Annotated in this window: 12 protein-coding genes; all 12 read left to right on the top strand. The window is 41.5% G+C overall.

Annotated elements, in window-relative coordinates:
• Positions 1-442: 442 nt before the first annotated feature.
• The 12 genes from QYT14_RS10945 (at position 443) to QYT14_RS10890 (ending at position 13,396) form a co-directional block, all read left to right on the top strand.
• On the top strand, positions 443-1,615 hold the full coding sequence (locus tag QYT14_RS10945; protein ID WP_288324834.1) for a 6-bladed beta-propeller: 1,173 nt from the start codon (positions 443-445) through the stop codon (positions 1,613-1,615).
• 98 nt (positions 1,616-1,713) lie between these two features.
• Positions 1,714-3,669 carry a DUF3857 and transglutaminase domain-containing protein gene (locus QYT14_RS10940; protein WP_288324835.1) on the top strand — a complete coding sequence of 652 codons (1,956 nt, stop codon included), beginning with the start codon at positions 1,714-1,716 and terminating at the stop codon, positions 3,667-3,669.
• A gap of 6 nt (positions 3,670-3,675) precedes the next feature.
• Positions 3,676-5,235, top strand: a complete 1,560-nt coding sequence (locus QYT14_RS10935; RefSeq protein ID WP_288324837.1) for a DUF3857 domain-containing protein — start codon at positions 3,676-3,678, stop codon at positions 5,233-5,235.
• A gap of 333 nt (positions 5,236-5,568) precedes the next feature.
• Positions 5,569-6,066, top strand: a complete 498-nt coding sequence (locus QYT14_RS10930; protein WP_237038588.1) for a sigma-70 family RNA polymerase sigma factor — start codon at positions 5,569-5,571, stop codon at positions 6,064-6,066.
• Complete coding sequence (locus QYT14_RS10925; RefSeq protein ID WP_289307808.1) at positions 6,066-6,596, top strand: hypothetical protein; 531 nt, start codon at positions 6,066-6,068, stop codon at positions 6,594-6,596. The genes QYT14_RS10930 and QYT14_RS10925 overlap by 1 nt, the downstream gene beginning before the upstream one ends.
• Positions 6,597-6,609: 13 nt before the next feature.
• A complete protein-coding gene (locus QYT14_RS10920; protein WP_237038586.1) occupies positions 6,610-7,224 on the top strand; it encodes a DUF5024 domain-containing protein in 615 nt (204 codons plus the stop codon).
• Between the two features lie 184 nt (positions 7,225-7,408).
• A complete protein-coding gene (locus QYT14_RS10915) occupies positions 7,409-8,686 on the top strand; it encodes an MFS transporter (RefSeq protein ID WP_288324838.1) in 1,278 nt (425 codons plus the stop codon).
• A 55-nt stretch (positions 8,687-8,741) separates the two neighbouring features.
• Positions 8,742-9,308, top strand: a complete 567-nt coding sequence (locus QYT14_RS10910; protein ID WP_288324839.1) for a bifunctional nuclease domain-containing protein — start codon at positions 8,742-8,744, stop codon at positions 9,306-9,308.
• Positions 9,309-9,314: 6 nt separating this feature from the next.
• Complete coding sequence (locus QYT14_RS10905; protein ID WP_237038583.1) at positions 9,315-10,016, top strand: 16S rRNA (uracil(1498)-N(3))-methyltransferase; 702 nt, start codon at positions 9,315-9,317, stop codon at positions 10,014-10,016.
• A 4-nt stretch (positions 10,017-10,020) separates the two neighbouring features.
• Positions 10,021-11,556 carry a DUF4836 family protein gene (locus QYT14_RS10900; protein ID WP_288324840.1) on the top strand — a complete coding sequence of 512 codons (1,536 nt, stop codon included), beginning with the start codon at positions 10,021-10,023 and terminating at the stop codon, positions 11,554-11,556.
• The gene (locus tag QYT14_RS10895; protein WP_237038581.1) at positions 11,553-12,197 is read left to right on the top strand and encodes an ATP-binding cassette domain-containing protein; all 645 of its coding nucleotides are present in this window, start codon (positions 11,553-11,555) and stop codon (positions 12,195-12,197) included. Before QYT14_RS10900 ends, QYT14_RS10895 begins: the two co-directional genes overlap by 4 nt.
• Positions 12,194-13,396, top strand: coding sequence for an ABC transporter permease (locus QYT14_RS10890; protein ID WP_288324841.1), 1,203 nt, complete (start codon positions 12,194-12,196; stop codon positions 13,394-13,396). Before QYT14_RS10895 ends, QYT14_RS10890 begins: the two co-directional genes overlap by 4 nt.
• Positions 13,397-13,481: the final 85 nt, after the last annotated feature.

Here is a 13,481-nt window from a genome sequence, read left to right as displayed (position 1 = left end):
ATAAAAGAAAATGTGCTAAGGCTTTATTCTTGTCAAGACGGAGGAGAAGTTGTTTCTATAAATAATAAATGGAATGCCCTCGTCTGATGTTATGGATGTCTTAAAACTTTGCGAATACCTGTTTTGGTTTTGAGATGATGGTCTTGAGCTATTTGATATATCGATATGTTAATGATATGACGAGCCGAACGTAATGTTCGGAAAAGGACGAAAACAAGTCAGATTGAATGATGCTGTGAAGCATCATTCAATCGCAACTACAATTCTACAGTGTTGCACATTTCCTGTCACAAAGAGAGGATAGCTTTCACACAGAATCTTCATGAACAGAAAGTGCCATACTTGTTGTGTGTGAAAGAGATTATATCAGGAAAATGAAATATTCTTCAATGATTTTTGTCGTATACAAATAATAATATATTTATTTATAAATTCATTAGAAATGAAATTTAATAGGTTATATGTCGTATTTAGTTTTGCTCTTGTTATTGTAGGATGTAGCGGTGATGGACAATATAGAGAGGCATTACTTCCTCGGATTGATGTTAATAAGGAATATCCTGTGAAAGAGATTTTTCTTCAGGATGTAGCTGATATTGAGTATATTCCATTAGAAACGAATGAAAATATGTTGTTTCAAGGTACAATAGCTGCTGTGTCTGATAAAGGAATGCTTGGCATGAGCCAACAAGAAGGCAAACTGTTTTTGTTTGACCGTAGTGGTAAAGCAAAAAACTTTATTTGCAGAAAGGGGGATGGTCCTGAAGAATATAATGATATTCAGAATGTTGATGTGGACTGGCAACGCGGTGAGATTTATGTGCTGGGGGCACCGTCCAAAGTATATGTTTATACTTTGGACGGTACGTACAAACGTACATTGGATACTAAAGTTAATATCCGGCAAAGGGATATGCTTAATTATTCGGCTGATAAGCTTGTATTGTTTAAGGAAAAGGCCAATGTCGGAAAGGAGGGCGAAATAACTGCATATCATCCTGTCATGCTGTTGGATAAATCGGGCAAAACGATTGATTCATTACAATACGTAAAAGACTGGGAGGCCAGCCTGTCTATTAGGATAGACGGTAATGAGAATTGGAAAGCATATCTATATTGTGAAGTCATGTTGGGGCAAGGTGGAGAAACTTACCTGAATGATATGGCTTCTGATACTGTCTATCAGATAAATAAAAAGACAAATGAATTGTTTCCTATACTGTTGCGTACGCCTTCTGTCAGAGATTCGGAAGGCGGAAAATATTATCTGCGTCTGGAGGGAGTCACTTCACGTTATTATTTCTTGAAATGCCAGATTTCGTCTTTGAATATGAAGGGTATGGTGATAAAGGATGATAAGAGCTATTCATTAGTATATGATCGGCAGACAGGAGAGATATTCCGCCCTACTTTTAGAAACAAAGATTTTCCATCCGAAGAATGGAGTTACATGATGCGGAGCAATGGTGAGAAAGATTGTGTCTATCAGAAGCTGGAGTCGTTTGCTCTGAAAGAAGCATTGGAAGAAGGACAGTTGGAAGGTTCGTTGAAGACTGTTGCGCAAGGATTGGATGAGGATGATAATCCGGTAATCATGGTTGTCAGATTTCGATAAATAGAGTTTTTGTGTTGTCCTTTTTATAAGAAATATCCTGTTTGACTCGAAGTTTTTACTTACATTTGCCGTTATAAAATAAATTGTAAGTGAAAAACATGAAAAAACAACTATCTGTAACGTTGGCTTGTTTCCTTCTAGCTTCGGTTACCGCATCAGCTCAAGGCTGGAGAACTTATGAAGAGGCTGCTCAAGGAAAGGCTTATGAAAAGTCCGATTGTGTGACTTTGTTGGACAGTACATTGGTGTCTGTTCAACCTAGCGGACAAGGCTCTTTCGCCGTATGTAAAGTAATAAAAGTACAAACTCCGAAAGGAGCTGTATCCAATCGGGTCATTAAGTATGATTATGATCCGTTGACGGCTCATGCTGAGTTTAAGCGTGTGACGGTCTACCGTGCAGACGGAAATGTGGAGAACCTTGATGTTGCAAAAACTTGTGATTATGCTGCACCCGCACGTGCCATCTACTGGGGAGCACGCCAGATAATGCTTGAGGTCGGTGCATTGCAACCCGGTGATATAATTGATTATGAAATAGCAAAAAAAGGTTTTACTTATGCGTTACTGGCTGCTACACAAGAAGATGATTCCAGATTTATTCCTCCTATGCGCGGACAGTTCTACGATATTGTACCTTTTTGGAGTGCTAATCCTACGGTGAGAAAAGTCTACAAGGTAGTTGTTCCGATGGAGAAGGAAATGCAGTTTCAGTTCTATCAGGGTGAATGTACCTCTTCCATGCGTTATGAAGGCAATCGCAAGGCATATACTTTTGCTATGAACGATATCATGCCTTTCGGTAGAGAACCGAATATGGTAGACCTCTTTGATGCAGCCCCAAAGCTGATGATGTCTTCCACTCCCAAATGGCAAGATAAATCATTATGGTTCAATAAGGTGAATGAAGACTATGGCAGTTTTGCTCCATTGCCTGAAGTTCAGAAGAAGGTAGACGAACTCATTAAAGGCAAGAAGACTGAAATGGAAAAGATTGCCGTGCTTACCCATTGGGTGGCAGATAATATCCGCTATGCCGGCATTTCGATGGGCAAAGGAGAAGGGTATACCTTGCATAATACAAAGATGAACTACACTGACCGCTGTGGAGTATGTAAGGATATTGCCGGAACCTTAATTTCATTCCTTCGTATGGCTGGCTTTGAGGCGTATCCTGCGATGACAATGGCTGGAAGCCGTGTAGAAAGTATCCCTGCCGACCACTTTAACCACTGTGTGGCAGTAGTGAAATTGAGTAACGGAACTTATATGCCTCTTGATCCGACTTGGGTGCCTTTCTGTCGTGAACTATGGAGTAGCGCCGAGCAACAACAGAATTACTTGCCGGGTGTTCCCGAAGGTTCGGACCTCTGCCTGACACCGGTTTCTGCGCCCGAAAACCATTATTTCCGTATTAAAGCGGATAATCGTCTGGATGCGGACGGTACTTTGCGAGGTACTTTTACTGTTACGGCCGAAGGACAGAGCGATAGTAATATCCGTCGTATATTTACGACCGGTTTTCAGAGTGAATGGAAAAACACGATGGAACGTCAGCTGCTTGCCGTCTCTCCGAAAGCTCGGTTGCTCAGTGTGGATTATGGACGGAATCCCAAAGATTATCAATCAGCTCCTATAAAAATAACTTTCCGTTATGAAATTCCCGATTATGCTCTGAAAGGTGGAGAAATGTTGTGCTTCCGTCCGATGGTAATGAATAATCTTTATAATCAGGTACGTTCGTACTTGCGTATTGATACCGGGATGAAGGAACGTAAATATGGTTTTAAAGATGCTTGTTCGCGGCTGGTGGAATTGGATGAGACCATTCAGCTTCCGACCGGATATAAGATGGAAAACCCTGATAGAAATGATGATATGGCAGGTGAAAGTGCAGATTTTGAAGGCTCGTTGGTACAAAAAGGAAATAAAATATTTCTGCATAACAAACTTGCTTTGAAGAAACGGGTTTATGAGGCTTCGGACTGGGACTGTTATCGTGAAGCTGTGAATATGCACAAGGCTTATGGAGATTATTTAGTGATTAAAAAGTAAAGTAGAATGAAGAAGACATACTATTATATATGTACGTTGGCTGTGCTACTGTTGATGGTGGCACTTCCGGCAAAGGCAGTTTCCGAGGCAGAATTCGGCAAACTGGCCAAGTCTTACACGCTTCATGCGGACGGTAGTCAGGAATGGCGTGTACAAAAAGAACTTACCTTGTTTACTCATGCAGCAATGAATGGTCTGTATGGTGAGAGTTTCATCATTTACAATCCTGCTTATCAAGAATTGAAGATACACGAATCGTATACTCGCCAGAAAGATGGAAGCCTAGTAAAGACTCCCGATAATGCTTTTGTTGAGGTGCTTCCCTCGGCTGCTGCCGATGCTCCGGCTTACAATGGCTTGAAAGAAATGGTTGTGGTGCATACCGGACTTGAGTTGGGGGCTACTATCTATTTGGATTACTCTGTTATCACTCGTCCGGGCTACCTGTCCGAATTGGATATTTATGAGCCGGTAGAGGAGTTGTCTCCGATAAAAGAGTATGTACTTTCACTGTCTGTACCCGACAATAAACCTTTGCATTATGAACTCTTGAACGGTAAAGCGACTCCTGTAGTGAAAGTTGCTGATGGTATGAAAACCGTAATCTGGACACTTAAAAATGTCCAACCTCGTCCTCGTATGTTGGATGTTTCTGTTCCGGCAGGAAATATGCAGGCTATTGTAGCTTCTACTTACGGTTCGAAAGCCGATGCCCTGAAAGTGCTCAAAAAGCAATTCCCGGTTGTCGATGATAAAGCTGTGGCTGAGTTGGCTCAAAAGCTGACAGCAGACGCAAAAACTACCGAAGAAAGAGTAAATCGGTTGGAAACTTATATCCGTAGTTTGGGAACTTGTCGTCTGTCATTGCTTCAAACAGGATATCGTTTGCGTCCCGCATCGGAAGTGATTCGTTCGGCGTATGGAACAATAGAGGAAAAAAATGTGTTGTTGGCTGCTTTGCAACAGGCGGCAGGTATTCCGGCAGAAGTGAAAGCTGCGTTTCTTAAAGCAACCGATGAGGCCGCTGTGGGCTTGTCTGCTCTGAATAACTTGTTTGTAGAAAATCAGGCAATAGCAGATTTGAGAGACTTCTATGCCATTGTGAACATGGATGCACGTCCTGTGCAACCGGCAGTCAAGTCGCATGTCATTTCAAAGACAGATACTTTGAAAATAACTCCCGAAGGAGGTAAGGCTTTGGCGGGCGGTTATCGAATGTATACATTGCCGCAGATATCTAAAGGATGGGCCGCTTATGAAGGACGGATGACTACGCTCAACTCACAGCGTCCTGTGAATCTTCTTCTTTCTTATTTGCCCGACGAGACGTATACCTGTATTGTAGAAACGACAGGCGGAATGACTCCCGTGGCACTTCCGGCTGATAAAAAGATTGATAATAATATCGGTACGGTAGAAGTGGCGGTAAAGAAAATCGGAGATAAGATAGAGATACTTCGATCTTTGAAACTGAAAAAACAATTGATTACTCCGACAGAATATCCGGCTTATTATCGTCTGATGACGGAATGGATGGATACTGCCGCCACGACTTTGTTGTTCTAAACTTCGGGAAATTATTTTCCGTGGGGACGGATTCAGTCATGTATCCTGAAATGCGGGAATTTCGTAAGCGTGAAGACTAATTAAAGAAAAAAAGAAATGCGAATATTCAGGATTCGGTCCCGGATATTCGCGTTTTTCATTCTTTTCTGTAGATTTATTCGGGATGCAAAAGGAATTTTATGAACCATTCTTTCGAGTGAAAAAACACGTTAGTACGTGCAAAAGCGTGCTCTCTGACGCGGAATGAAATCCCCCCAAAATGTTCAAGCTGAACCTAAAAAAAACTATTTTTGATGTAACGTTTATTGGTGTGGCTGTGTCTTATTAGTGAACATGGAACAAAATGAATTTGAAATAGAGGCAAAACGAATGCGACCGGCCTTACTCAGAATGGCCATCCGTTATCTGGAAGATTCCGACGACGCAGAAGATGTAGTGCAAGATGTGTTATTGAAGCTATGGTTCCTGCGTGAAAAGTTGGACGAATACCGCAGCGTAGATGCACTTGCCATTGTTGTAACCAAGCATTTGTGCATCAACCGCATGCGGGGAGCCCGGATAGAAAAGGTGGAATTGGAAGAAGGTGTCCGCATAGGCGGTGGGGATAACCCGGAAATGAAGTTGGTGGCAGAAGAGAATATGCAAGAGATTCTCGATTCCATATCTACTTTGCCCAACCTTCAGCAAGCCATCCTCAGGATGAAGCACATTGAAGGTTTCGAAGTAGAAGAGATAGCCCGAATGACAGGTAGTACAGCCATAGCTGTGCGAACTAATCTGTCGCGGGCAAGAAAGAAAGTACGTGAACAATTTATGATACATAATAGATGATGGAACTAACGAATAAGAACATAGAAGAATACATCAATCGTTTTCTGGACGGTGAAACGACCAATGCCGAAGAACAAGCTATCTATCGCTTCTTCCGCACAGGCAAAGTGCCTGCTCATCTGAAAGAATACGCACCGATGTTTGCCTGGTACGAGGGAGGTATGCAAGGAGAACCTAAGCCACAGACTGTGGAAGATACAAAACAAGAAAAGAAAAAAACTTTCAGCCTTCGTATTCCTGTAACGGCATGGAGTGCAGGAATTGCGGCAATGGTAGTAGTTACACTGGGACTGGGATTATTGGTCTTTTCGGGACAAAATGCTGCAAAGAATCATAAATGGTCTTGCTACGAAGGCAGTTATATAGAGGTAGACGGTAAACGCATAACCGATGTGAAGAAGATTATGCCGTGCATTATCGAAACATTGGAACATGCTGATAAGGTGGAACAATTGGCACAGCAACGGATAGATGAAATTCATCGTTCGGAACAGGAGATAAAGGAAAAGGAAGATTTGGTAAATAATTAAAATATTAGATATTATGAGAAAGAAAACATTGTTGAGATGGTTCATGGCCTGTGTATTGCTGTGCTGTGGTGTGAGTGGAATAAAAGCACAAAAAACAATCGATAAGATGGCAAATGAACTTGAGAAAAGGGATGATGTGGCCATCAACTCAGTGACCAAGCGTGATCCTAAAACACGTAAGGTGATAAAGGTAGTAAAGACTTATTCCGTCAAAGATACTAAATTGGGCAAGCGCCTTATCGATGCTTTCGAAAAGGATGAAGAATATGCCGAAACAGCTATAAAGGATATGCCTAGAGGACGAAATGCAGGACAAAAGGCTAATTTTACTTTTATCTTTCGTTCTGATGATGAAAAACGTACTTATACATTGAGTACGAATGAGAGTGGTAATGTGTCATTTACCATTATTATCAGTCCCTTAAAGAATGGCAGGGAAATAGCCGATGCGGATTGGATTATTGAAAACACCAATCATCAGTTTTGCCAGACCACTACCACTATTGATAAGAACGGAGATGTATATCTGAACGGAAAGCGGGTGACAGGTATCAAAAAAGCGAAAAACATACAAGTCAATAACGGTAGAGTGTATGTTGATGGTAAGTTGGTGAAAGATAATGATTAAGCATAAGCTATTTTTCATATAACACACTCTCTCTTTGAGATTAGAATTAACTTTTTAATCGTGTTTATACCCATTGGTTATTGTGAAATAGCCAATGGGATTTTTCTTTTTTTATCCATTTCCCGCAAAAAATAGAATTGTTTTATATCTTTGCACGTATTATAAAAGAACACACATAAAAAATATGAAAAACGAAATTACCGGAATGAAATTCAGACTGATTGTCATGAACTTCTTGCAGTTTGCTGTATGGGGCGCATATCTGACTTCGATGGGTACTTATCTGTATAACATTGGGTTGGGTGAGAAAATCGGTCTGTTTTATGCCATGCAAGGCATTGTCTCGCTATTTATGCCGGCTGTTATGGGAATCATAGCCGACCGATGGGTGCCTGCCCAAAAACTTTTGGGATTCTGCCATTTTATGGGAGCGGTCTTTATGGTTGCCGCCGGTTATTATGGAATGACATCGGGAGATAACACGGAGTTCTCGTTTCTTTTTTCTTTATACTCTTTTAGTGTGGCATTCTATATGCCTACGCTGGCACTCTCTAATTCAGTGGCATATACAGCATTGGATAAAGTGAAATTGGATCCGGTGATTGCATTCCCGCCTATCCGTATTTTTGGAACAATCGGTTTTATCTGTTCTATGTTGCTTACAGATGTGCTGGGCTTTCAAGCCAATTATATGCAGTTCTTTTCGTGCGCTTGTTTCGGATTACTGCTGGCGGTTTATTCATTTACCTTGCCGGACTGTCCTGTGAGCAAAGGAAATGAAAAGAAGTCGTTGGTAGATGCGATGGGGCTACGTGCTTTTTTACTGTTCAAACGTAAAAAGATGGCCATTTTCTTCGTCTTCTCTATGTTGCTGGGTGTCTCTTTGCAGATAACCAATGGATTTGCCAATCCCTTCCTCAGTAGTTTCGATAAGATTCCCGAATATGCGAATACCTTTGGTGTGCAGCATGCCAATGCATTGATATCTCTGTCACAAGTGTCGGAAACATTGTGTATCCTGCTTATTCCTTTTGTGTTGAAGCATTTCGGCATTAAGCGTGTCATGTTGATTGCTATGTTGGCATGGGTACTGCGTTTCGGACTGTTCGGACTGGGTAATCCGGGATCGGGAGTATGGATGTTCGTTTTGTCTATGATTGTATATGGCGTGGCATTCGACTTCTTCAACATTTCAGGTTCGCTCTTTGTTAATAGAGAGACTGATTTGGCCATCCGTTCCAGTGCACAAGGATTGTTTGTCATTATGACCAATGGGGTTGGTGCAACTGTAGGAACACTGAGCGCTCAGGCCGTAGTGAATCATTTTGTAGATTTTGGCAGTGAGGCACCACAGGTAGCGGGATGGAGCAGTGCATGGTTTGTATTTGCGGGATACGCTTTGGTGGTGGCTGTGCTGTTTGCCTTGATATTTAGGTATAAGCATAACCCTGAAGAAATATAATTAAATAATAAATAAGTAGGTATTGCCTGTTTCGGGCATAAAATAAGATTGGATTATGGATGAAATAGAATTGAAGTTACATGACATGTCTTCTACTTTGCAGCCTGTAGATGCGTATGCATTAGTGCTGGAAGAAGTGAACGGCAATAGAAAATTGCCCATTATTATCGGCTCTCTAGAGGCGAAGGCTATTAGAATTAAGATGTTGGATTATAAATTGCCGCGTCCGTGGACACATGATTTATTCTTGTCTCTGACGGAACAGTTGGGAGTAATCTTGAAAAAGATTTTAATTTATAAAGTGGAGGATGGAATTTACTATTCTTATCTTTTCTTTGATAAAGCAGGGGAAGAGATAAAGGTTGACTCGCGCACTTCGGACGCAGTGGCACTGGCATTACGGTATAACTGCCCTATATATACCACTGCTCAAATTATGGATGAAGAGTATCTGCGGGAAGAGAGTGACAGCTCCTTCGCCGTTACTGTCAATATGGTGGGTGTTTCTGTATTGAGAGAAGCGTTGGCAAAAGCTGTTGCAGAAGAAGATTATGAACAGGCTTCCCGATTGCGAGATGAAATAAGACGGCGTGAAGAACAAAAGGAACAAGATAAAGAGTAGAGAATTATGCATGTATTTTATACGCCCGACATAGCCATAAACCCCGAGCTTCCCGAAGAGGAAGCCGGGCATTGCTTACGGGTTCTGCGTCTGTCAATAGGAGACGAAGTGACATTGACTGATGGAGCAGGGTGTTTTTATAAAGCTGTAATCAGCGCAACCGGTGGAAAACGCTGTCAAGTGAAAGTAACGGAAACCATTCCACAGGAAAAAGGCTGGAATGGTTATCTGCATGTGGCTATGGCGCCTACTAAGAATATGGATCGAACCGAATGGTTTGTTGAAAAAGCAACAGAAATAGGATTCGACGAACTGACCTTTCTCAACTGCCGTTATTCTGAACGGAAAGTCATTAAAACAGAACGTATAGAAAAGATATTGGTTTCTGCTATCAAACAATCGTTGAAAGCGACTAAACCGGTCTTGAATGAGATGACGGATTTCAATAAATTTATTACTCGTGACATTGAAGGACAGAAGTTTATAGCTCATTGTTATGAGGGGGAGAAACCTTTGTTGAAAGATGTGATTTGTCCGGGTGAAGATGCTCTTGTCTTGATTGGGCCCGAGGGAGATTTCAGCGAGGAAGAGGTAAAGAAAGCTATAGCGAATGGGTTTCAACCAATTAGTTTGGGGAAATCGCGCCTTCGTACTGAGACCGCGGCACTGGTAGCTTGTCATACCATGAATTTATTAAATCAAAAATAAGCGTATGAGAAAAACGATTTGGGGATTTGCCTTGCTAGTAGTAATGGCACTCCTAGCCTCATGTTCCGAGAGCAGTGAATATACTAATGCTATTCCCAAAGATGCGGCAATGGTGGTGTCGTTGGACTTTAAGTCAATGGCACAAAAAAGTGGTATCAATGGCAAAGAAGGAGAGTCTGTAGTGACAAAATTGACGGAGGTCTTGAAAAGCGGGCTGGAAGGTGAAGCGTATGCAACAGCCGAGAAGATAGTGAAGAACCCTGCCGAGACCGGACTTTCACTGACAGATAAAGTGTATCTGTTTATTACCCCTAATTCCAATACTTTCGCTGTTGTGGCAAAGGTATTGAGCGAGGGCAAGGTGAAATCTCTGATGCAATCATTAAAAGAACAGCAATTATGTTCGGACTTGAAAAGCGAAAGCGGATGTACTTGGACTACTGTGGGTAATGGCTTGTGTGCTTATAATAACGGTACATTTCTGTTGGTGGGGACTCTTGACAGTGACCCCGAGGGTATGAAAGGTACAGTGTTGGCATGGATGCGTCAGGATGCTGCGAACAGTTATGCTTCTACCTCTGATTTTGCAAAATTGAGAGATACCAAAGGTGAAATTAATGTGGTTGCCAATATGTCTGTGTTGCCACGTGAGGCGACCATGCAGATGCGTATGGGTATGCCGGCCGATTTAAAGCTGGAAGATATTAAATGTTTGCTTACCACTACTTTTGAAAAGGGAAAGATTGTGGTGGATTTTGAATCGTTGATTGAGAATAAAGAACTGATAGCGCTGTATGAAAGGCAAACACAAACCTCCACACCGTTGAAAGGAACATATATGGAATATTTTCCGGCAAATACATTACTATGGGCTAGTGGCAATTTTAATGGTGAGGCAGTTTATAACTTGCTTTGTGAAAATCCTACCATCAAACAATCATTGGATAATCCGATGTTGCCGATTGATTTGAAAACTATCTTTTCTGCCATTCACGGTGATATAGCTATCGGCTTTAGTTCGTTGGTAACTAATGATTTGCTGGTGTACGCTGATGTTACAAATAAAGAGTTTTTGAAAGCTTTTGAGGAGCTTCGTCCTTTGTTGGCATTGTCGGGTGGGCAGATGAAGTTGAACTCAACTGGCACAGACCAATATGAATTCCGTATGTATAACCAAAGCATTTGGTTCGGAGTAAAAGACAAGATGTTCTATTTGTCCAATAATGAGCAAATGGCTGATGAGGCCGGCAGACGTTATGGCGTTTCGCTGCAGAATACTACTTGGGCATCTGAGGTGACTAAAAACCGCAGTTTTATGGCTTTCAATACAGTGGAACTGTTGAATGAACTCAATGCTGCCCCTTATCTTTCACGAATGTTGGGACAGGAAGCGGTTGTGATAATGAAAAATGTGTTCGGACCGTGTGAATACATCGATGTAATGGCACCCGACTGGAAGAACGGACAGATGAATATTGTAATGAAAGACAAGGATACAAACGTACTGCAACTCATAGTGCGTGCATTAGAAAATTTATGAATAGCATAGAATTACAACAAACCCTTCCTGCTGTTTTTGCAGGAAGGGATTTTATTGTTTCTGATGTGTGGCATCAGGCATTGCAACTGAAGCGCGGTGAAGCTTATTTGATAGAAGCCGCATCGGGAACAGGTAAGTCGTCACTTTGCAGCTACATATATGGATATCGCAACGACTATCAGGGGATTATCAGTTTTGACGGTAAGAATATTCGTAACTTCTCTGTAACCGACTGGGTAGAAATACGCAAACACTCGATTAGTATGTTGTTTCAGGAGTTACGCCTTTTTACCGAACTCACAGCTTGGGAGAATATTCAACTCAAAAATTCCCTAACAGGATATAAATCAAAGAAAGAAATTAAGGTATGGTTTGAAATGTTCGGCATAGCCGATAAATGGGATACTCCGGTGGGCAAAATGTCTTTTGGACAACAACAGCGTGTAGCACTTGTCCGTGCTCTCTGCCAACCGTTCGATTTCATCTTTCTCGATGAACCCATCAGTCATTTGGATGAAGAAAATGGACGTCTCATGTCGAAGATATTAGTGGAAGAAACGGATAAACAAGGTGCCGGCATCATTGTAACTTCCATTGGAAAACATTTGGAGTTAAACTACACAAAAACATTGAAACTATGAGATTGGTTTGGAAATTATTGCGTCAGCATATCAGTTTGCCTCAATTGGCGGGTTTCTTCTTTGCCAATCTGTGTGGTATGGTGATTGTGTTGCTGAGTGTTCAGTTTTATAAAGATATTTTGCCGGTATTTACGGAAGGGGATAGCTTTATCAAAAAAGATTATATCATTGTCAGCAAGAAGATAAGCACGCTGGGGACATTTGTAGGGAAAAGCAATACTTTTTCAGATAAAGAAGTGGAGGATATTAAGGCACAGTCGTTTACCAAAGAGGTAGGAGCCTTTACCCCTTCCCAGTTTAAGGTATCGGCGGGAATGGGTATGGAAAAAGTAGGCTTGCAAATGTCTACTGATATGTTTTTTGAATCTGTACCTGATGAGTTTGTAGACGTGAATCTTGATAAGTGGGTGTTTAATGAAAACAAACCGGTGATACCCATTATCATTCCACGTAACTATTTGAATCTGTATAATTTCGGGTTTGCACAGAGCCGTAGCTTGCCGCAACTTTCGGAAGGTGTGATGGGAATGGTAAATCTTGATATCCGCATCAGTGGTGGCGGTCACAGGGAGGTCTTTAAAGGAAATATTGTCGGTTTCTCCAATCGTCTGAATACGATTCTTGTTCCCGAAACATTTATGAGATGGGCTAATGAGAACTTTGCACCTGGAGCCAAGAGCGAGCCTTCACGTCTTATTGTAGAAGTCAATAATCCGACTGACGACCGTATAGCCAAATATTTTAAGGATAAAGGATATGATACGGAAGACGATAAGCTGGATGCCGGAAAAACCACTTGGTTTTTAAAAGTCATTGTAGGCATTGTGCTTTCTGTCGGATTGCTTATCAGTGTATTGTCGTTCTATATTCTAATGTTGAGTATCTATCTGTTGTTGCAGAAGAATACGACCAAACTGGAGAATTTATTGTTGATAGGGTATAGTCCGGCTAAAGTGGCATTTCCTTATCAACTCCTCACTTTAGGCCTGAATGCCATTGTACTGATACTTTCAGTAGGTGTCGTACTGTATGTGCGTAGCAGCTACATGAAATTGATTGGAAAACTGTTTCCGCAGTTGGACGAAGGGAGTATGTGGCCGGCAATGCTGGTGGGAGTTTTACTGTTTGCCGGTGTGTCGGTGTTCAATGTGATTGCAGTGCGAAGAAAGGTCGCTTCTATTTGGATGCATAAAAGTTAAGAAGAAAGGGAGAAGATAATTTCTCCCTTTTTTCTTTGATAATAAAAGAATTAGTGTATATTTGCATTTGAGCAGTTATACATTC

It is taken from the genome of uncultured Phocaeicola sp., from assembly GCF_948499155.1.
Lineage (GTDB): Bacteria > Bacteroidota > Bacteroidia > Bacteroidales > Bacteroidaceae > Phocaeicola > Phocaeicola faecalis.
This window is presented reverse-complemented; position numbering and strand designations above follow the sequence as displayed.

Bases quoted from the DNA above. Each gene is read 5' to 3' on its own strand.
- QYT14_RS10945 (WP_288324834.1), top strand. From the start codon at position 443: ATGAAATTTAATAGGTTATATGTCGTATTTAGTTTTGCTCTTGTTATT.
- QYT14_RS10920 (WP_237038586.1), top strand. From the start codon at position 6,610: ATGAGAAAGAAAACATTGTTGAGATGGTTCATGGCCTGTGTATTGCTG.
- QYT14_RS10905 (WP_237038583.1), top strand. From the start codon at position 9,315: ATGCATGTATTTTATACGCCCGACATAGCCATAAACCCCGAGCTTCCC.
- QYT14_RS10915 (WP_288324838.1), top strand. From the start codon at position 7,409: ATGAAAAACGAAATTACCGGAATGAAATTCAGACTGATTGTCATGAAC.
- QYT14_RS10910 (WP_288324839.1), top strand. From the start codon at position 8,742: ATGGATGAAATAGAATTGAAGTTACATGACATGTCTTCTACTTTGCAG.
- QYT14_RS10925 (WP_289307808.1), top strand. From the start codon at position 6,066: ATGGAACTAACGAATAAGAACATAGAAGAATACATCAATCGTTTTCTG.
- QYT14_RS10895 (WP_237038581.1), top strand. From the start codon at position 11,553: ATGAATAGCATAGAATTACAACAAACCCTTCCTGCTGTTTTTGCAGGA.
- QYT14_RS10935 (WP_288324837.1), top strand. From the start codon at position 3,676: ATGAAGAAGACATACTATTATATATGTACGTTGGCTGTGCTACTGTTG.
- QYT14_RS10890 (WP_288324841.1), top strand. From the start codon at position 12,194: ATGAGATTGGTTTGGAAATTATTGCGTCAGCATATCAGTTTGCCTCAA.
- QYT14_RS10900 (WP_288324840.1), top strand. From the start codon at position 10,021: ATGAGAAAAACGATTTGGGGATTTGCCTTGCTAGTAGTAATGGCACTC.
- QYT14_RS10940 (WP_288324835.1), top strand. From the start codon at position 1,714: ATGAAAAAACAACTATCTGTAACGTTGGCTTGTTTCCTTCTAGCTTCG.
- QYT14_RS10930 (WP_237038588.1), top strand. From the start codon at position 5,569: ATGGAACAAAATGAATTTGAAATAGAGGCAAAACGAATGCGACCGGCC.